The following is an 18,034-nucleotide window of genomic DNA, read 5'->3' on the forward strand; positions in this document are numbered from 1 at the left end:
CTTCAGTTCTCCACGATTCCCCGCGCCTAGAGCGCGAACTGCCCGGACGTCTGCTGGATTTTGACGATCACGAACTCCGCCGGCCGGACCGGTGCGATGCCGACGAGGACGTTGACGACGCCGTTCTCGATGTCCTCGGCGGTCGTCGTGTCGCTGTCGCACTTGACGAAGTACGCCTCGCGCGGGGTGCCGCCCTTGAAGGCGCCCTGGCGGAAGAGCGTGTGCAGGTACGAGGACGCGGCGAGCCGGATCTGCTGCCACAGGTTCTCGTCGTTGGGTTCGAACACCACCCACTGCAGGCCGCGCTGGAGGCTCTCCTCCACATGGAGGGCGAGCCGGCGCACCGGCACGTACTTCCACTCGCTGTCGAGCGCGTCGGAGCCCTCCAGCGTGCGCGCGCCCCAGACGACCGGGCCGGTCACCGGGAAGGTGCGCAGGCAGTTGACGCCGAGCGGGTTGAGCAGCCCGGTCTCGCGGTCGGTCAGGTTGACGGTGAGCGAGTGCACGCCGGCGAGCCGCGCCTCGGTGCCGGCCGGGGCCTTCCACACGCCGCGCTCGGAGTCGGTGCGGGCGATGACGCCGGCGACCGCGCCGGACGGCGGGAAGGAGCGCAGCCGGCCCGTGAGCGGGTCGGTGAGCTGCAGGTGCGGGAAGTACAGGCCCGCGTGGTTGCCGCGCACGGCGTCGAAGGCGGCGAGTCCGGCGCGTGCGGTGTCGACGCTGACCCAGGTGCTCGGCGCGTCGACCAGCAGGAAGATCCGCCGCTCCGCGCACAGCCGCTGGGCGGCCGAGATGACGGTGAGGGCGTCCTCGGTCTTCTCGTACGCCGCGACTTCCGGCAGCGCCAGCAGGTTGACGTCGGCGACGCCGCGCAGTGCCTGGATGCCGCTCTTGTCGCCCTCGGAGCCGATGAGGTCGCGCGGGCCCGGTGCCTCGCCGTCCTCGCCGCCTTCCAGCGGGAAGACCGGCGGGTTGACGGAGGCCTCCAGGCCCAGGTCGTTGGCGCACTCGCCGAGGAAGCGGACGACGTCCTCGGGGTCGGTGGAGCCGGCGACGACCTGGATGCGGCGGCCGAAGGCGGTGACCTCGGCGCCGGCGAAGGCGTGCTTGCCGGGCGCGTCGGGCAGGGCGCGCAGCTTGCGCTCCAGCAGCAGCGCCAACTCGGCCACGCTGCACGGGGCTTCGCCGTCGCAGTCGGGGTCGTGGAGCGTGAACTCGCGCTCCACCTCGCCGATCTTGACCGTCAGGTCGACCGCGAGGTTCGGCAGCTCGTGGCCGAACGGCTTGGAGACGGTGCCGGAGGGGTCGGGGCGGCCCTCGCCGACGACCTCGACGCGGATCAGCTTGGAGCCCGCGTTGATCACGGTCTGCGCGTAGCGGCCGTGCGAGGCGTCCATGGACAGGCCCGTGAAGCTCTCCCGGGCGTCGCCCTTGGCGTCGTAGACGCGCAGGTTGAAGGTCTCGTCGGGGCACGGCGTGTCGTGGTCGACGGCGACCCGCAGGCCGTTGCCCCAGACGCCGGGCTCCTTCGCGTGCACGTCGAGGACCGGGCCCTCGCTGTGGCCTTCGGTGGACTTGAGGGTGACGCAGGCGGCCTTGCCGCTGCCGGCCTTGGCGACGCGGACGATCACCGCGACGCTGCCGCCGTTGCCGAAGAACTGGTGGACCGCGTAGCCGACTGCGCTCTGGGCGCTCAGGCCGCCGAAGCGACGCTCGAACTCCGTGAAGCTGGTGACGCGTACCGGCTCGTTCAGCGGACCGCGCCGGGTGTGGCCCACGAAGGCGGTCACGGACGTGGTCAGGGTCGAGATCGTGCGGGTGCTGCTGGGAAGCTCTTCGACGTAGACGCCGGGATACGTCGGCCTGGCGGCGCTCACCGCGCTCATCGGCATTCCCCCTCCTACTCCCTGTCTTGGGCACCGGACAAATGCACCAAGAGGTGGCGGAGGGAGGCATTCCCTTTTCGGCACGCGAAGACGCCCCCCACACGAGCGACGCTACGACGCACACCGCTATCAGTTCCCCCGTCTGCGCCCCGGACTTGTCGGTCGCCGGGGCCAAGCAACGCGCTTGTGACTCCTGATGCTCAAGTGCTCAATCCACCTTGGTGCGTTGGAAGTTGACGGAACAAGGTGCCTTCAGGCCAGCCCGGCAGGGGGTTTGGTGAAGACCCCCTCCCGGCATCCGCACATCGCGCCTGCACGCCCCGGCCAGGTGGTTCACGGAATCTGCACAGCGCTGTCCCCGCGGAGCGCCCCGAGGGCTCCCGCCGGGCCGGAACCCTTTCGCCCACCTCGTTCGACTGGTCGCACGCACGTACGACCTCCTCGAGTCGCACACAACACACCTTGGCCGATTTTCCGGGGGTGACGCGAACTCGACCCGGCACCCAGCCCCATGAGGCCGGGTAAATCCCTTCGACTCGTTCAAGCTCAAGGGCGGTGTGTTCCCGCCCGGCGAGGAGATCGCGGCGATGAAGGCGCTGGCGGAGGCTTCCCCGGACGGCCGCTGCGGCTGGACCCCAACACGGCCTGGACGGTGGAGACTTCACGGCACGTGGCGCGTGAACTGGACGGCGTGCTGGAGTACCTGGAGGATCCCGCCGCGACCACCGCCGGCATGGCGGAGGTGGCGAAGGACTGGCCGCTTCCCCTCGCCACCAGCATGTGCGTGATCGACTGGGAGCATCTGAGGCCGGCGATCGAGCAGAACGCGATCCAGGTGCTCCTCACCGACCACCACTACTGGGGCGGACTGCGCCGCACCCGTGAACTGGCGGCGGTCTGCGAGGTGTTCGGCATCGCCCTGTCGATGCACTCCAACTCGCACCTGGGCATCAGCCTCGCCACGATGACCCACGTGGCGGCGGCCACCCCCGACCTCGACCACTCCTGCGACACGCACGGCCCGTGGAACTCGGCCGACGACGTGAAGCAGTGCTCACTCCCGTGCGAACGACGCTACCGTGATCGACCGGCTTCCGCGCGGGAGAAGGAGTGACGGTGGGCGCAGACGGGTCGACGGCCGTGTTGGTCACCGGAGGCAGCGGGTTCGTCGGAAGTCATCTGGTCAAACGGCTGCTGGAGCGCGGGTATCGGGTCCACGCCACGGTACGCAGCACGGCCGCCACGGCGAAGGTACGCCCCCTGCTGGAGATGCAGGAGGCACATCCGGGCCGCCTCCACCTGTTCGAGGCGGACTTGTTGGCCGAGGGCTCCTTCGACGAGGCGATGACCGGATGCGGAGTGGTGTTCCATGTGGCGTCGCCGTTCCTGATGCCGGAGAAGATCAAGGACGGCCGCAGGGACGTCGTCGATCCGGCCCTGCTCGGCACCCGCAATGTGCTGGCGGCCATCGAGCGCACACCCACAGTCGAAAGACTCGTCCTCACCTCGACCGTGGGTGCGATCTTCGGCGACTACGCCGACGTACTGGCCATGGACGACGCGGTGCTGTCGGAGCGCTACTTCAACACCACCAGCACGATGGAGAACAACCCGTACCACTACGCGAAAACGGTCGCGGAACGCGCGGCGTGGGACGCGGAAGCCGCCCAGGGCCGCTGGCGGATGGTGTCGGTCAACCCCGGCCTGATCCTGGGCCCCTCCCTCACCCCCACCTCCGAGTCCGGCAGCCTCTTCCTGCTGGAGGAGCTGTTCAAGGGCTACTTCTTCTACGGCGCACCCGACTTCAGCTTCACCACGGTGGACGTGCGTGAGGTGGCCGACGCGCACATCGCGGCGGCCCGGAACCCGGACGCGAAGGGCCGCTACATCCTCGCCGCCCGGACCATGACGTCCTTCCACGAGATGTCCCGCATGATCCGGGCCCGCCATCCCCGTGACCTGCGCCTCCCGCGCACCGCGCTCCCGCACTGGCCCGTTCGCGTCCTGGGCCCGGCGTTCGGACTGAGCCAGGACTACATCCGCAAGCACCTCGGCATCCGGTTCCAGGTGGACAACAGCCGCAGCGTGCACGAACTGGGCATCGCCTACCGTCCGATCGAGCAGACGGTCCTCGATCATTACGAAGCGTGGCGAAGTCAGCGCACCGCGAAGTGAATCCGGTCTCTTTCTCACTCGGAGCGTCGAAGGTCACAAAAACGTATCGGACATTTCACATGTCAATCTTCACGCGGGCCTCACAAGTTGGTTAGGTTACGCATCGGACCGCACGACGAACTCCGGCGAACCCCGCCGGGACGCGCGGCCTCCGCCGAGTCCGGTGCGCGCCCGCAAGGGTCCACTGGAGCCGGGGACCCAACCGAACTTGGGGTGAATCGGCCCAACCGCCCTTCGGGGCGCGGGCCGTAGGGCACACCTTCCGGAGACGACCGCCCGAACCCGTCAGCTAACTCGGTAGGCGGAGTACGGAAGGAGTACGTCACCCATGGCGCCGGAACGCACCGCGCGTCCGGGGGCTCTGAGCCTCCCGGGCATGCGCAATTCCGCACTCGCGTCGGCAGCCCTGACCTCTGTGGCCCTGCTCGCCCAGACGGCCAACGCAGCCCCGTCGGCCGCGGACGAGGCGCCGAGCCGCGAGGAGGTCAGCCGGCGGGTCAGCTCCCTCTACGACCAGGCCGAGTCGGACACGGGGACCTTCAACGCCACCCGCGCGGCAGCGACGGGATCGCGGGCGCGCACCGACCGGCCGACGGACACCGCACGCCGGGCCGCCGCCGCGCCCCGTGACAACGAGAGCAGGCACAGCGACCCCGCGCTCGACAGCGTCGCGCGGCAGTGGTTCGACGCCGCCCGTGCGAAGGTGGGTCCGATTGTGCCGGCGGTACTGCCGACCGACCGGATGCCCGAGCGCCCCACCGGGACGCGGTCCGCGCGCCCGGCGAACGGCCCCGATCAGGCGCGGGAGTCGTCGGGCCGTGCCGCCCTGGAGCTGCCCGCCGCGCCGGTCGCCGAGCTCACGTCCGGTGCGGCCACCCGGACGGCTGCCGTGGCCGAGCTGACCGCCGGGCCCGTTGCCGCACTTCCGGGCGCTTCGGAGGCACCGCAGCAGACGACCGCAGGGAGCGCCCTCGCCCTGCCCCTCCCGGCCGCCGAGCCCACGGCCGAGCCGCAGGAGCGGTCCGCGCTGCGCACGACCAAGGAGCAGAACCAGCGCAAGCTCGACCGGGCCCGCGCGTTGCTGTCCGCGTACAGCGCACGGCAGAGCGCGCCGCTCGCGGCGATCGAGGCGGCGCCGGTCACCGACACCTGGGGGGCCGCGCCGACCCAGGCCCAGCCCACGGCCGATGCGTATCCCTCTGCCGACGCACAATGGCAGGCACTGCAGGCACAGGGGCCGGCCGACCTCACCACGGTCCCGGCCGGTACGACGGCCTGGGCCGCGTCGACGCCCTGGAGCACCACGCCGGACCCGCTCACCGACCCACTTCCGGCAGTCACCACGCCGGACCCGCTCACCGACCCACTCCCCTCAGTCGTCGCGCCGGACCCGCTCACCGACCCACTCCCGGCAGTCACCACGCCGGACCCGCTCACCGACCCTCTCCCCTCAGTCGTCGCGAGCCAGGACATCGCCACGGGCCAGACCGCGATCCCGGGTCCGGCAATCACCGCTGCCGACCAGACCCTCGACACGAACCCGTCCGTCGAGCCGAGCGCCGCCCTCACGTCAACGGGCCCGCAGGACACCCGGGCCCTGCGCGCCCTGGACTTCGCCCGCGCCCAGCTCGGCAAGCCCTGCGTCTGGGGCACGACGGGCCCGGAGGCCTACGACGGGCCCGGCCTCACCCAGGCCGCCTGGAAGGCCGCGGGCATCGCCCTCCCCCGCACCGCACCGGAACAGGCGACCGCCGGCCGTGGCATCGCGGTCACCTACGCCGAGCCCGGTGACCTGGTCCTGTTCCATGCGGGCCACGTCGGCATCTGCTCCGGAAACGGCACGATGATCCACGCACCGGGCCCGGGCTCCTCCATACGCGAGGAGTCCATCTACTACGCCGGGGAGTCGGCGATCCACAGCGTGATCCGGCCCGCCTGAGCCACCGATCGGCCGCCGTCACGGGACGCGCGGGGCCGGCCCGCTCGTGCCCCGCACCACGAGCTTGGGGTCCAACAAGGCCTCGCGCGGCTCCAGTTCCGGCTTCTCCAGCCGCTCCACGGCGAACCGCACCGCGTACTCTGCCATCAGCAGCGCGTCCTGACGGACCGTCGTCAGACCGACCGGCATCAGACGGGAGAGGCGGTTGTCGTCGGAGCCGCCGACGGACATGTCGCGCGGTACCTCGACGCCCGCGCGGGTCGGGGCCATCAACAAGCCCATGGCGCACCGGTCATTGCCCGCGAGGACCGCGGTGGGCAGGGGCAGGCCCTGGTCACGCTCGGCGAGTAGCAGACCGCTCGTCTCGATGCGCGCATCGCGGCCCGGTAGGCGCGACGCCACTCGGCCGAGCCCGGGCCGCGCCCGCCGTCGATGTGCACGACCCGGCGGTGCCCCAGCTCCACGAGATGGTGCATGGCTTGTAGGTCATCGACCCCGGCCGGATCGGCGAACCGCTGATCGTGCACTGCGCCCACCGCAACCCGACCGTCCCTCAGTCGTACACCCCCCCATGGCCGCCCTCGACACGGCCGTCCACGAGGTCGACGTGCTGCGCCGACTGCTCGACGACGAGATCGTCTCCACCCAGGTCGTCGCACCGCGCGCCACGAGCAAGCGCTTCGCGCACCTCAGGGACCCGCAGATCATGCTGTTCGAGACCGCCAAGGGGGTCCGCATCGACCTGGAGGTCTTCGTCAACTGCCAGTACGGATACGACATCCAGTGCGAGACCGTCGGCGAGGAGGGCCTCGTCCGGCTGCCCGACCCCGCCGCGGTCGGTCTGCGCACCGCCGGACAGCACGGCACGGGGGTGCTGACGGACGGGCCGCTACCGGGAGGCCTTCGACACCGAGTTCCGCGACTGGATCGCGGGGATCGCCACCGGCGACGGGCCCTGCACGCTGCGCGAGCTGAACTTCGACGGCGTGGCGACGGCCTGTGTCTTCGCGTGGGAGGAGCGGGCCGAGGAGTCGTCGGCATTCATGCTGGACCGCATCCGCAAGGAGCTGGGGAAGTAGGAGTGGGCGAGCTTCGCGGGGCACGCCCGCGCCGTGGCGCCGACCGCCCCCTCGACGGTCGGCACCCGACTCACCCGCGGCCTTCGGTCGCCCGGCGGTCCGGCCTGCGCTGGGCCAGCCACAGGGCCACCTCCTCCGCGATCGGCTGCCCGGTCTCCAGCTCGACGAAGCCGAACTGGCCGCTCTGGTTGCACTCCAGGAACCACCAGATGCCGTCCTCGTCCTCGGCGAAGTCGAAGGCGGCGTACGCCAGTCCGGCGAGGGTGACGTACTCGTGCACCGCCTTGCCGATGCGGTCGGGGACCGGGACCGGCTCCCAGGCGTGCCCGGTGTCGCCGTAACGTCCGTCGACCTGGCCGGGTTCGGCGGTCTTGCGCGCGGCGAACATCCGGCTGCCGACGGCGGTCAGCCGGATGTCGGCCCGCTTGGAGACGTACCGCTGGAGAAGCGCGGGGCCGGCCGCGACGGCGGAGAAGTCCGCGTCGGGGCCGACGAGGGTGGTGGGCAGGGTCAGCCCGGGGTTGCCGGGCGGCGGTCCCGAGGCGGACTTCACCACCACGTCCCGGTACTCCTCGGCGAACTCCCGTGCCAGCCGGGGGGAAGTGGTGAAGACCGTCGGCGGCACGGCGAAGCCACTGAGGTGGGCGACCCTCAACTGCCAGGGTTTCAGGCGGGCCTGGTCGGCGTTGCGCGGATGGTTCATCCACCGTGCGGCGGCGGAGTGGAGCATCCCGTACAGCGCCTGCCGGGTCTCGGCGGTCAGCCATTCCGAGCGATGGGCGGCGTGTGCGGCCGGTTCGCCGGGCCTGCGCACCCAAATCGAGCGCAGGCCCCCCATGCTGAGCACATGTCCGTTGACGGACAGGTGGCCGTCGAAGTCGCCGTGCGCGTAGTCGGCGGACAGCACGGCCTTGCCCGGCAGGTCGGCGGGGTCCAGTCGCATCACGGGCGTCCCCGTAGCGTGCAGCTCGGCCACCACCATGTCGGCGGTCACGTCCTCCTCGGACGTCAGGATCAGTACGGTCATGCGCGCACGGTCGTCAGTCGTCGAAGTGGGTCGCAGAGCCCGCGGTCGACGTCGTCGTGCCGACCGCGAGCAGGAGGTCCGGGTCACTGACGGCTGGGCGTCCGTCGGGCAGCACGTTCAGCTGCCGGGCCGGGTCGAACTGATACGGCGTGACCGCGAGGGAAATCCCCTTCGGAAAGGCGTACTTGAGGGTGAACGGTTGCACTTTAAACCTCCGTGGCGTGTTGTTTGAATTACCGTCACTTACGCGCCGGTTGCGTAAGGAATTCATCACTTTCCGCCACATCGGCGTGAACGTAGTCACACCCTTCACAGGAAACCCAAAGGCCTCTGGACCCGTCAGGCCTTCGGCGTACCCGCTCGCAGTTCGCGCAGCAACCGCGGTGCCGCCTCGACGAGTTGATCCAGCTGGTGGTCGAGCAGCGGGATGAACTCGTCGAGCGAGTGGGCGAGGGACTCCGGGATCTCCAGCAGGTAGCGGTAGCCGTTCTCGGCGTCCGGATCGTCGACGCCGATGTCCGACTCGACGGAGAACGCCTCCGGAGACATCCCCACCACCAGGCTGCACACCATCTCGCGGCCGTCCTCGAGAGTGAGAGTCACAGCCAGGACCTGCGTCCCCGGAATGGCGCCGTACTTGGCGAACTCCCGCCAGGTGACGTGCGGTTGGTGCTCCAGGAACAGTCCGTACCCCAGTTTCCTGAGCCGCTCCGCGGCACTCCACTGGGCGATGGGCAGACGCTGGGCGTCGCGATCGGCTGTGTCCACGGGCCGATCATAGGACCGGCGGCTCCGGCACGCCCTGGTCGAGCGCCCGCGCCGGCCCGGTCACCCGCTCGACCAGCCGGCGGCCTCACATCTGACCGGGCACTCGCTCCTGCGCCTGCCTTCAGCGGAACGCGCGCCCGTCCGCGTGGAGCGGGGCCGAGAGGCGGACGGTGATGAACTCGTTGTCGTCCGCCTTGCCCGCCGTACGGCCCGACGAGAAGGGGAAGTTGTTGTCGTTGAGGACTGCCAGCGTGCGGTCGTCGACGAGGTTCACGTCCTCGATCGTCTGGAACGGGAAGCGGAAGGTCTTCCCGAAGCCGCCGAGCCCCTTGGGGTTGGCGATGTCCAGCAGGTCGGCGACGAGGGTCTTGTCCATCAGGCCGTCGCCGTTGCGGTCACGGGTGTCGGCCAGGTAGATGCGCTTGAACTGAGCGGTGTCGCCCTGTCCCCCGTCGCGCTCGATGACCAGGAAGCGGTGCCGGTCTACGGCGATGGCGTCGCCGATGGCGTTCGCGGTCGACTCCAGGCGGTAGACGAACCCCTTCCCGGTGTAGGCGCGCTTGCGCAGGTCGAACTCGCTGAAGCGCAGGTCGCCGGGGGTGTCGCCGGTCACCGTGCCTTCGAGGAGCGGGTAGAGGCGGCGGCCGTCCACCGAGCGCACCAGACCTTCGAAGCCCTTGCTGCTCGCTATGTTCGGCTGGGCGCCGTTCAGGTACGGGTTCTCCGGCGCCTTCACCCCGTCGAGCGCGATGGGTGCCTCCAGGAGGCGGCCCTTCGCGGAGAAGTGCAGCAGCCAGGGGCCGAACTCGTCGCCCATCCAGTACGTCCCGTCCGGCATCCGCTGGATCGACTCGACGTCGAAGTCGGCGCCGGTGAGCGCCCGGTCCGCCCGCGTGAGCGCGAACGGCACACGGCCGTCGGGGTCGCTCAGGTTGAACCCGCCGAGCACCTTGACCTTGCCGGTCCGCGTGTCCGGCTTGATGCGGTGGACACGGAGCAGGAAGTCGGCGCTGTTGGCCTTGTTGCCGTACCCGTTGTCCGAGAGCACGTCGAAGGTGCCGTCACGCCGGTTCACGACACCGCTGAAGCCCTGCACCGGCTGGTGCGCGAACGGCGCCGAGATCCCGTTGAAGGGGCCGGCCCCGATCGCCGAGCCGGACGGCTCGCTGCCCGGCACGAACGTCTCGGCCGGCAGTGACGCGAAGCCGGTCAGCGTGGCCCGGCCGAAGTCCTGTCCGCCCCGGTCGGCCACGGCGGGAGATGCGAGGGAGACGGTCAGCACCGCGGCACTGATCATGATCGAAGTTCTTCTCATGGCGCGCACAGTAAGAGCACCGGGTGACGGATGCGCCAACGACAGACGTCGGTTCAGGGCGTCGGCATCCCGCCGCCCTGGAGCCGCTCCAGGTCGGCGGGGCGGACCTGGATGACGAGCAGGGCGATCACCGCGGCGATGCCCGTGAAGATCGCGGCCACGATGAAGGCGGCCGAGATCCCCGAGGTCAGGATCTCGTCGGCGTACTGCGACGGCAGCTGACCGGTGCGTTCGAAGCGCAGCCGCTCCAGCGGGGTCGCCTGGGACAGGAACGCGGGGATCTGTTTTTCGGCCTCGTTGTTGCTGGCCGTACCGAACGTCGTGACCAGGATCGACAGTCCGAGGGAGCCGCCGACCTGCTGGGTGGCGTTGAGAAGTCCGGAGGCGGCGCCCGTCTCCTGGGTGGTCACGTTGGACAGCGCCATCAGGGTCAGGGACACGAACTCCATGCCCATGCCGAGGCTGAAGACGAGCATCGGGCCGAGAATGCTGCCCGCATAGGTGGAGTGGACATCCGTCAGGGTCAGCCAGCCCAGGCCCGCGGCGGCCAGGATCGCGCCCGTCACCATGAACGGCTTGGGACCGTACTTCGGCAGGAGCTGCGAGGCGATCCCCGCGCCCACCGCGATGACCGCGCTCACCGGCAGGAAGGCCAGGCCGGCCTCGAGCGGGCTGAAGTTCAGCACGTCCTGAACGAAGAGCGTGAGGAAGAAGAACATGCCGAAGATCGCGGCGGCCAGGCTCAGCATCATGCCGTACGTGCCCGCCCGGTTGCGGTCGGCGAACATGTGCAGCGGGGTGATGGGCTGTCTGGAGCGCTGCTCGACCAGGACGAACAACAGCAGGAAGACGACGGCCGCCCCGAACGCGGCCAGGGTGAACGCGTCCCGCCAGCCGTCCTGCGCGGCCCGGATGAACCCGTACACCAGCAGCACCATGCCAATGGTGGAGGTCAGCGCGCCGGCGATGTCGAAGTGCCCTGGGTGGCGCTCGGACTCCCGGATCCAGCGCGGGGTGGCGAGCACGATCAGCAGCCCGATGGGCACGTTGACGAACAGCACCCAGCGCCAGTTGAGCCACTCGACCAGCATGCCGCCGGCCAGCAGCCCGATCGCGCCGCCGCCCGCCGAGACCGCGGCGAAGACACCGAACGCCCTGTTGCGTTCGGGCCCTTCACGGAAGGTGGTGCTGATCAGGGCGAGGGAGGTCGGGGACGCGATGGCGCCGCCGACACCCTGCAGGGCACGGGCGGCGAGGAGTTGCCAGGAGTTCTGGGACAGTCCGCCGAGCAGCGAGGCGAGGACGAAGAGCAGCACGCCGAAGACGAACACCCGCCGTCTGCCGAGGATGTCGCCCATCCTGCCGCCGAGCAGGAGCAGTCCGCCGAAGGTGAGCGTGTACGCGTTGACCACCCAGGACAGGCTCGTCGTGGAGAAGTCGAGCGAGCGCTGGATCTCCGGCAGGGCGATGTTCACGATGGTGATGTCGAGCACCACCATCAGCTGGCACGAGGCGATGACCAGCAGCGCCATACCACTGCCACGGCCCTCGCTCCGCTCCGTCTCCTGCGGGGTGGTCCGTGCTTCGGGTGTCGGCTCGGGATTGCTCATGGCATCGCGCCGTGACGGGGGTTCGGTGGCTGGTTCCCGCCACCATTCGACGGTACGCCGCTGCCGGACGGGCCTCCAGTCGATCACGGGGCCGGGCCGAGCCACCGCGGCATGCTCAGGTCAGCGAGCGCCGCGGATCAGGCCGGTCAGATAGCGCCACAGCGACGAGCGCTGCCGTGCCGACCGGTCCGGCAGCACCGCGTCGGCCGATTCCGGTGCCGTGTCAGGCGCTGTGCCCGGCCCCGTGCCCGATGCCGTCAGCTGTGCCGGCCCTCGCTCCGGCCCCGAGGGCCGCTCGGGCGGCGAAGCGAGTTCGTACCGTACGGGCAGCGAGCGCAGTCCCCGCATGAACGGCGAGGAGCGCCACGGCAGTTGGTCGGCCGGCAGGGCGAGGTCCAGATGGGAGAACCGCTCGAACAGCCGGCCCACGCCGACCGCGGCGACCGTCGACGCGAGCTCGCGGGCGGGGCACTGGCGGCGGCCCGCGCCCCAGGACAGGTGCGCCCGGGTGCTGATCGTGCTTCCCTGCGCCACATGGTCGGCGAAGAGCGGGTCGGCGTGCGCGGCGGCGGAGGAGACCCACAGCGGGTCGCCCGCGCGGATCGTGTAGTTGCCGAGGGCGGTGTCCTCGGCGGCGAAGCGCGGCACGAAGTTCACCAGCGGCGGCTTGCGCATGACCACCCGGTTCATGGTCTCCCTGATCATCCCGGCGGACAGGCTGGCGCGCACGCCGCCGTCACCGTCCGTGGAGATGACCTCGACCACCGTGTTGGACATGAGGATGCCGACGTGGTCGGAGGTCATGCCGAGCAGCATGAACAGCTCACGGGCCAGCTCGTCGAGCGACAGTCCTGGATGCGCGGCCAGCAGATAGGAGGGGAAGTCGTCCCCCGGCTCCTTGAGCTTCGCGGCCCCCAGTTCGGCGAGCGTGGCGAGCAGCCGCTCCAGGGCGGGCTCCGCGTCCGGGCCCGCGTCGAGGACCCGCCACATGTCCATGAGGGCGTCGTCGCCCTGGGAACCGGGGAAGCCGAGCAGATGGCTTGCCACCATCAGCGGCAGCGGCCGGGAGAACTGCGCGGACAGGTCGGCCACGCCCGTGCCGCCGCCCTGCCCGACCAAGGTGATCAGGTCGTCGGCGTACGCGGTGACGGCCGCCTTCAGCCGTTTGGCCTGCGGGTTGCCGGGGTCCTGGAAGGGCTTGAGCGCGGCGTCCCACGCCGTGCGCAGCGTCTGGTGTCCGGGGCCGCCCTGGATCAGTACGTGGTTGACCTCCAGGGACGGCCCGAGCGGCCAGTCGGCGGGCACTTCGCCGTCGGTGCGGGCCCGCCAGTTCTCCAGCCCCTTCGGCCAGCCGTCGTCGTCCTGGAGCACCTGGAGCGCCTCGCGGTAGCCGAGGACCAGCCAGGCGGGCACTCCGAGCAGGTCGACCGGTGCGACGGGCCCGTGTTGCTGCCGCAGGCGCTCGTACACGAGCGAGGGGCGTGTCTCGTAGTCGCGGGTCAGCAGCGGTTCGGGCGTCATCTCCTCCAGGCGAGTGCCGTCGACGTCCACGGATCCGCTCTCGCCCACCTGGGATTCCATCGTCCCGCCGCCCTCCGACACTCCCCGCACCGACGTACTACCAGCCAGTAGCCGACAACGCTCGGGACCCTACCCCAGCGGTCCCTCGCGAGTGCACGACGGGGGCGGCGGACGTCAGCCGTCCGTCGGCGGGATGTTCTGGTTGGCGCGGAAGAAGTTGTCCGGGTCGTAGGTGTGCTTGGTCGCCGCAAGGCGGTCGAAGTGGCCTCGGTAGGTGGCCCGGACGCGGTCCGTGCTCTCGGCCTCGCCGATGAAGTTGACGTAGGAGCCGCCCATGGAGTGCGGGTGCAGGTCGGTCCAGTAGTCGACGCTCCACTGCCGGATCAGGTCGGCGTTGGCGGGGTCCGGGTCGACCCCGGCGATCACTCCGGACCAGACGGCGTCCCGGTAGGCCCAGGCCGTGTCGTCGGGGCCGACCTGGTGGGCCGCCGCGTCCACGGGGTAAAGGTGCATCAGCGACAGCGCGGTCGGGATGTTCTCGCCGTACTTGTGGTGCACCTCGATCGCCGCGTCGGAGATCGAGTCGAAGAAGTCGCCGCGCCAGTACCACTGGTAGCCCTTGGGGATCAGCTCGTCGAACATGCCCTGCAGGCCGGGGTAGGGCATGGGCGTGGTGAAGTGGAAGGCGGGCGGCGCCGGTTCGTTGACCGCGGTCAGCGTCTGCTCCAGGCGGTCGCCCTGCAGGTCACCCGTGTAGCACCAGACGATGCCGCACATCTTCTGCCCGTGGATCGGCTCGGGGAACGGTGGTCCGGGCGGGATGACGAAGACGGTGAAGAAGCCGTACAGGTCCTGCGGCGCCGCGGGCAGGAACTCGCGGTACCAGCGCAGCACTTCGGGTGTGCGGTCGACCGGCCACACCGTCACCGCGACGCCGACCGTGTCCACCGGGTGCAGCCGGAAATTGAAGGACGTGACGACGCCGAAGTTCCCGCCGCCGCCCCGCAGCGCCCAGAACAGGTCCGGGTGCTCCTCCTCGGAGGCGGTCACGAACGTTCCGTCGGCGAGGACGACGTCGGCGGACTGGAGGCTGTCGATGGTCAGGCCGTACTTGCGGGTGAGGTAGCCGTGCCCGCCGCCGAGGGTGAGGCCGCCCACGCCCGTCATCGAGATGATGCCGGCCGGCACGCCCAGACCGAAGGTGTGGGCGGCGTGGTCCAGGTCGCCCAGCTGCGCGCCGCCGGCGACCTGTGCGGTCATCGCGGCGGGGTCGACGCGCACCCCGCGCATGGTCGACAGGTCGAGGACGAGCGCGTCGTCGACCAGGCACAGACCAGGTCCGCTGTGGCCGCCGCCCTTCACCGCGAGCTCGACTCCGGTCTCCCTGGCGAAGGAGAGCACGGCCCGCACGTCCGCCGCGTCCACACACTGCGCGAACGCCGCGGGGCGCCGGTCGATCATGGCGTTGTAGATACTGCGGGCCGCGTCGTAGCCCGGGTCCTGCTCCGTGATGACGGGCCCCCGCACTGCCTCACGCAGACTTTCGAGTGCCGTTCCGTTGATGCCGCCCATGACCGGACCCCTCTGTGTGGCTACGGTGAGCCGCGGACGGATGACGGCGCTTGACGTCCGGGCGGGCAGCGGGGGCGTGGTGCGCGGGTCCGTTCGCGCCTCGTGTCGAGTCGGCAGGGCGCACCCGGCCCCGCCACATCTCAGTCTTCACCCAGCCATGGACGGCCGCACGTCGGCGGCAGGCGTAGGTTTCCTCGTCCGCCCGGTGTCAGACCAACTCCTCGGCGGACCTCGCCCCTTGATCGCGCAGCCACCCGACCAGCGTGGGGTGGCCCGAGCGCTCGGCGGCGTCCAGCGCGGTCAGCCGGTCGTAGCCGATCCAGTTGACGTCACCGCCGCGTCGCAGCAGGTAGTCGGCCATCCCCTGCTGCCCGCCATGACAGGCGCACCACAAGGCGGCGGTGACGTCCTGCGCGGCCGGCGGCTCGGACTCGGACGTGAAGCACGCGGCTACCCGGTCGGCTTCGCCGAGGGCGGCGGCCTGCCACAGATTGGCGCGGGCGCCGCGTGCCACCAGCCGCCGTGCGCTCTGCCACTGCCCGAAGGCCACCGCGTCCGCCAGCGGCGTGCCGTCGCCGATGACCCCGCCGTCCGCCTCCATGTCGGCGCCCAGGTCGAGGAGGGTGTCGAGGACGGGCACGTCGTCGCTGCCGGCCGCCCAGTGCAGCGGGGTCTCGCGGTGCGCGCCGGGGAACCGGGCGTTGACGTCCGCGCCCGCGTCGACCAGCACGGTCACCGTGCCGGGACCGCCCGGCACATGGCCGGGCCAGTCGGTGGCGACGTGCAGCAGGGTCCGCGTGCTCTTCATGTTGCCCACCCGCGCCGTCGCCAGTCCCGGATGCGCGGTGAGCAGGTCCCGCAACGCAGCCACGTTGCCGGTCCGGATCGCTTCGACGCAGGCACGGGCCAGCGGAGCGGTCGTATCGATCAACATCGGATCACCTCCCAGGTCCCCACCTGCATAACACGGCCCACTGACACCACCTCCGGCGGCACCGCACGGCGGCCCTGCCCCGCGGCCCCCGGACACCCCTCTGTTACGCTCCCCGGGCCTCCCGCGGGGGAAGTCCGGTGAGAGTCCGGCGCTGACCCGCAACGGTGTGCGTGGGGACCTGTGCGGTCCGTCGCGTGAGCCCGATTGCCCGCGGTGGGTGCGACCCGTTGACTGCTCGCCGCGGACTGCGAGAGGGGACCGCGCGGCCGGCACGGTCGTACGGGCTGCCTCCCTGCTCGACGTTCACAGGCGGCCCCAGGCGAAGGACCGCCCGCCCGTGCACCGAAGTCCGCCCCGGACGCCGATACCGAGATCCGGCCCGTCACGACTGTCCGTGGTGTCCCTCGTCCCCGGCCTGGTCCTGCTCCTGCTCGTCTCACTCCTGTGCGGCGTGGGGCTCGGAGCCGCCGGGATCGGGTGGGGCGAGGTCCTGCGGCTGCTCGGGGCCGGGCTGACCGGCGGGACCATCGACTCCCAGGACGTCGCCGCGTACACGATCGTCTGGGAGATCCGGCTGCCGCGCGTCGTGCTCGGCGCGGTCGTCGGGGCCGGGCTCGCGGCCGTCGGCGTGGCGGTTCAGGCGATGGTGCGCAACGCGCTCGCCGACCCGTTCGTGCTGGGCATCTCCTCCGGCGCCGCGGTGGGCGCCAACGCCGTGATCCTGCTCGGCGCGTTCGCGGGGCTCGGGGTCTGGGCGCTGTCCCTGTCCGCCTTCGCGTCGGCGCTCGCGGCGATGGCGCTGGTGTACGCCGTGGCCCGGTCGCCGCACGGGCTCACCCCGCTGCGGCTGATCCTGACCGGGACGGCACTGGCGTACGGCTTCGAAGCCGTCACCACCGTCATGGTGTTCGGCGCGGCCCGGGGCGAGGCGGCCCGCTCGGCGATGATGTGGCTGCTGGGGAGCCTCGGCGGCGCGACCTGGGCCCAGGTGCCGCTGGCCGCGGTGACCGTGGCGGCCGGGTGGGCGTGGCTGCGCCTGCGGGCCGAGGCGCTCAACGCCCTGGCGATGGGGGACGAGACGTCAGCCGCGCTCGGCGTCCGACCGGCCCGGCTGCGCAGGGAGTTGTTCCTCGTCACCGCGGCCGTGACCGGCACGGTGGTCGCGGTCAGCGGCGCCGTCGGGTTCGTCGGTCTGATGGTGCCGCATGTCGTACGGATGCTGGTCGGCGCCGATCACCGGCGGGTGCTGGCCGTGGCGCCGCTCGCCGGAGCCGTGCTGCTGGTGTGGGCGGACCTGCTGTCACGGCTGCTGCTCGCCCCCGCCGAACTGCCCGTCGGCGTGATCACCGCGGTGGTCGGAGTCCCCGCCTTCCTGCTGCTGATGCGGCGGGGCGGCTACGCGTTCGGAGGCCGGTGAAGATGAGGCTCGACATCGAGGACGTGACGGTGGAGGCCGCCGGTGTCCGGCTCGTCGAGGACGTCCAAATCGCCGCGGACAGCGGTGCGTTCGTCGGGCTCGTCGGCCCCAATGGCAGCGGCAAGTCGACACTGCTGCGCTGCGTGTACCGGGCGTTGCGGCCGGCCCGGGGAGTCGTCCGCCTCGACGGGGCCGACCTGCACGCCATGGATCCGCGGGCCACCGCCCGGGAACTGGCGGCCCTGCCGCAGGAGTCGTCCGCCGAGTTCGACTTCACCGTCGCCGAAGTGGTCGCGATGGGACGCCTGCCGCACCGGAACCGCACAGCCGCGCGGGACCGCGCCCTGTGCGACGAGGCCATGACCCGCACGGGCGTGACGCATCTCGCGGACCGGGGGTTCCTCACCCTGTCCGGTGGTGAGAAGCAGCGCGTGCTGATCGCCCGCGCACTCGCCCAGCAGCCGCGGGTCCTGGTCCTCGACGAACCCACCAACCACCTGGACATCGCCCACCAGTTGGACGTGCTCGCGCTGGTGCGCGGCAGTGGCCTCACCGTCCTCGCCGCGCTCCACGACCTCAACCTGGCCGCCGCGCACTGCGACGTCCTGTACGTCATCGACGGCGGCCGGATCGTGGCCTGCGGGCCTCCGCACGACGTGCTCCGACCTGCCCTGCTCGCGGACGTGTTCGGGGTGCGCGCCCATCAGGTGCGGCACCCGGAAACGGGCGCGCTCCAGCTTCTTTTCGATCTCCTCCAGCCGTCAAGTGACCCTGTGAATCCCAGTTAGGAC

The 18,034-nt window shown here is 71.1% G+C and carries 13 protein-coding genes, 4 pseudogenes and 2 riboswitches; of the genes and pseudogenes, 7 read left to right on the plus strand and 10 right to left on the minus strand.

What is annotated here, in order from left to right:
• Positions 1-26 precede the first annotated feature (26 nt).
• The gene (locus tag AB5J55_RS05005; RefSeq protein WP_369269485.1) at positions 27-1,892 is read right to left on the minus strand and encodes a phage tail sheath family protein; all 1,866 of its coding nucleotides are present in this window, start codon (positions 1,890-1,892) and stop codon (positions 27-29) included.
• A gap of 524 nt (positions 1,893-2,416) precedes the next feature.
• On the opposite strand from AB5J55_RS05005, the pseudogene AB5J55_RS05010 reads away from it, so the two are divergent.
• From AB5J55_RS05010 to AB5J55_RS05020, 3 genes and pseudogenes are all read left to right on the plus strand, one after another.
• A pseudogene (locus AB5J55_RS05010) lies at positions 2,417-2,931 on the plus strand (enolase C-terminal domain-like protein); the annotation flags it as partial.
• A gap of 71 nt (positions 2,932-3,002) precedes the next feature.
• The gene (locus AB5J55_RS05015) at positions 3,003-4,061 is read left to right on the plus strand and encodes an NAD-dependent epimerase/dehydratase family protein (RefSeq protein ID WP_369269486.1); all 1,059 of its coding nucleotides are present in this window, start codon (positions 3,003-3,005) and stop codon (positions 4,059-4,061) included.
• Positions 4,062-4,203: 142 nt separating this feature from the next.
• Positions 4,204-4,381, plus strand: a riboswitch (cyclic di-AMP (ydaO/yuaA leader).
• Positions 4,382-4,437: 56 nt separating this feature from the next.
• On the plus strand, positions 4,438-6,000 hold the full coding sequence (locus tag AB5J55_RS05020; protein WP_369269487.1) for an NlpC/P60 family protein: 1,563 nt from the start codon (positions 4,438-4,440) through the stop codon (positions 5,998-6,000).
• 18 nt (positions 6,001-6,018) lie between these two features.
• Here the strand turns inward: AB5J55_RS05020 and AB5J55_RS05025 are convergent.
• A pseudogene (locus AB5J55_RS05025) lies at positions 6,019-6,482 on the minus strand (substrate-binding domain-containing protein); the annotation flags it as partial.
• Positions 6,483-6,485: 3 nt separating this feature from the next.
• On the opposite strand from AB5J55_RS05025, the pseudogene AB5J55_RS05030 reads away from it, so the two are divergent.
• Positions 6,486-6,947 (plus strand): annotated as a pseudogene (locus AB5J55_RS05030) (Gfo/Idh/MocA family oxidoreductase); the annotation flags it as partial.
• Positions 6,948-6,959: 12 nt separating this feature from the next.
• Positions 6,960-7,079: pseudogene (locus AB5J55_RS05035) on the plus strand (sugar phosphate isomerase/epimerase); the annotation flags it as partial.
• A 70-nt stretch (positions 7,080-7,149) separates the two neighbouring features.
• On the opposite strand, the gene tgmB reads toward AB5J55_RS05035, so the two are convergent.
• The 8 genes from tgmB to AB5J55_RS05075 all read right to left on the minus strand — a co-directional run bounded on the left by tgmB (position 7,150) and on the right by AB5J55_RS05075 (position 15,826).
• The gene (gene tgmB, locus AB5J55_RS05040) at positions 7,150-8,106 is read right to left on the minus strand and encodes an ATP-grasp ribosomal peptide maturase (protein WP_369269488.1); all 957 of its coding nucleotides are present in this window, start codon (positions 8,104-8,106) and stop codon (positions 7,150-7,152) included.
• 13 nt (positions 8,107-8,119) lie between these two features.
• Positions 8,120-8,311 carry a putative ATP-grasp-modified RiPP gene (gene tgmA / locus AB5J55_RS05045; RefSeq protein WP_369269489.1) on the minus strand — a complete coding sequence of 64 codons (192 nt, stop codon included), beginning with the start codon at positions 8,309-8,311 and terminating at the stop codon, positions 8,120-8,122.
• Positions 8,312-8,445: 134 nt separating this feature from the next.
• Positions 8,446-8,874: a hypothetical protein gene (locus AB5J55_RS05050; protein WP_369269490.1), complete on the minus strand. Its 429-nt coding sequence runs from the start codon at positions 8,872-8,874 to the stop codon at positions 8,446-8,448.
• Between the two features lie 121 nt (positions 8,875-8,995).
• Positions 8,996-10,189, minus strand: coding sequence for an esterase-like activity of phytase family protein (locus AB5J55_RS05055; protein WP_369269491.1), 1,194 nt, complete (start codon positions 10,187-10,189; stop codon positions 8,996-8,998).
• A gap of 53 nt (positions 10,190-10,242) precedes the next feature.
• Positions 10,243-11,721 (minus strand): MFS transporter, encoded by a 1,479-nt coding sequence (locus AB5J55_RS05060; RefSeq protein WP_369276095.1) that lies wholly within the window; start codon positions 11,719-11,721, stop codon positions 10,243-10,245.
• Between the two features lie 198 nt (positions 11,722-11,919).
• Positions 11,920-13,380, minus strand: coding sequence for a cytochrome P450 (locus AB5J55_RS05065; RefSeq protein ID WP_369269492.1), 1,461 nt, complete (start codon positions 13,378-13,380; stop codon positions 11,920-11,922).
• Positions 13,381-13,494: 114 nt separating this feature from the next.
• Positions 13,495-14,892: an FAD-binding oxidoreductase gene (locus AB5J55_RS05070; RefSeq protein ID WP_369269493.1), complete on the minus strand. Its 1,398-nt coding sequence runs from the start codon at positions 14,890-14,892 to the stop codon at positions 13,495-13,497.
• A 208-nt stretch (positions 14,893-15,100) separates the two neighbouring features.
• The gene (locus AB5J55_RS05075; protein WP_369269494.1) at positions 15,101-15,826 is read right to left on the minus strand and encodes an ankyrin repeat domain-containing protein; all 726 of its coding nucleotides are present in this window, start codon (positions 15,824-15,826) and stop codon (positions 15,101-15,103) included.
• Positions 15,827-15,952: 126 nt separating this feature from the next.
• Positions 15,953-16,036, plus strand: a riboswitch (cobalamin riboswitch).
• A gap of 154 nt (positions 16,037-16,190) precedes the next feature.
• On the opposite strand from AB5J55_RS05075, the gene AB5J55_RS05080 reads away from it, so the two are divergent.
• Together AB5J55_RS05080 and AB5J55_RS05085 are read left to right on the plus strand one after the other, a co-directional pair.
• Positions 16,191-17,243 carry a FecCD family ABC transporter permease gene (locus tag AB5J55_RS05080; RefSeq protein WP_369276096.1) on the plus strand — a complete coding sequence of 351 codons (1,053 nt, stop codon included), beginning with the start codon at positions 16,191-16,193 and terminating at the stop codon, positions 17,241-17,243.
• A 2-nt stretch (positions 17,244-17,245) separates the two neighbouring features.
• Entirely contained in the window at positions 17,246-18,031 is a 786-nt protein-coding gene (locus tag AB5J55_RS05085) for an ABC transporter ATP-binding protein (RefSeq protein WP_369269495.1), read from the plus strand.
• Positions 18,032-18,034 lie beyond the last annotated feature (3 nt).

It is taken from the genome of Streptomyces sp. R11 (assembly GCF_041051905.1).
Taxonomy (GTDB): domain Bacteria; phylum Actinomycetota; class Actinomycetes; order Streptomycetales; family Streptomycetaceae; genus Streptomyces.

What these genes read in the sequence shown, in the direction of transcription:
- AB5J55_RS05005 (WP_369269485.1), bottom strand. Translation starts at nt 1,892, where the DNA reads ATGCCGATGAGCGCGGTGAGCGCCGCCAGGCCGACGTATCCCGGCGTC.
- AB5J55_RS05020 (WP_369269487.1), top strand. Translation starts at nt 4,438, where the DNA reads ATGCGCAATTCCGCACTCGCGTCGGCAGCCCTGACCTCTGTGGCCCTG.
- tgmB (WP_369269488.1), bottom strand. Translation starts at nt 8,106, where the DNA reads ATGACCGTACTGATCCTGACGTCCGAGGAGGACGTGACCGCCGACATG.
- AB5J55_RS05055 (WP_369269491.1), bottom strand. Translation starts at nt 10,189, where the DNA reads ATGAGAAGAACTTCGATCATGATCAGTGCCGCGGTGCTGACCGTCTCC.
- AB5J55_RS05060 (WP_369276095.1), bottom strand. Translation starts at nt 11,721, where the DNA reads ATGGCGCTGCTGGTCATCGCCTCGTGCCAGCTGATGGTGGTGCTCGAC.
- AB5J55_RS05065 (WP_369269492.1), bottom strand. Translation starts at nt 13,380, where the DNA reads ATGGAATCCCAGGTGGGCGAGAGCGGATCCGTGGACGTCGACGGCACT.
- AB5J55_RS05070 (WP_369269493.1), bottom strand. Translation starts at nt 14,892, where the DNA reads ATGGGCGGCATCAACGGAACGGCACTCGAAAGTCTGCGTGAGGCAGTG.
- AB5J55_RS05075 (WP_369269494.1), bottom strand. Translation starts at nt 15,826, where the DNA reads ATGTTGATCGATACGACCGCTCCGCTGGCCCGTGCCTGCGTCGAAGCG.
- AB5J55_RS05085 (WP_369269495.1), top strand. Translation starts at nt 17,246, where the DNA reads ATGAGGCTCGACATCGAGGACGTGACGGTGGAGGCCGCCGGTGTCCGG.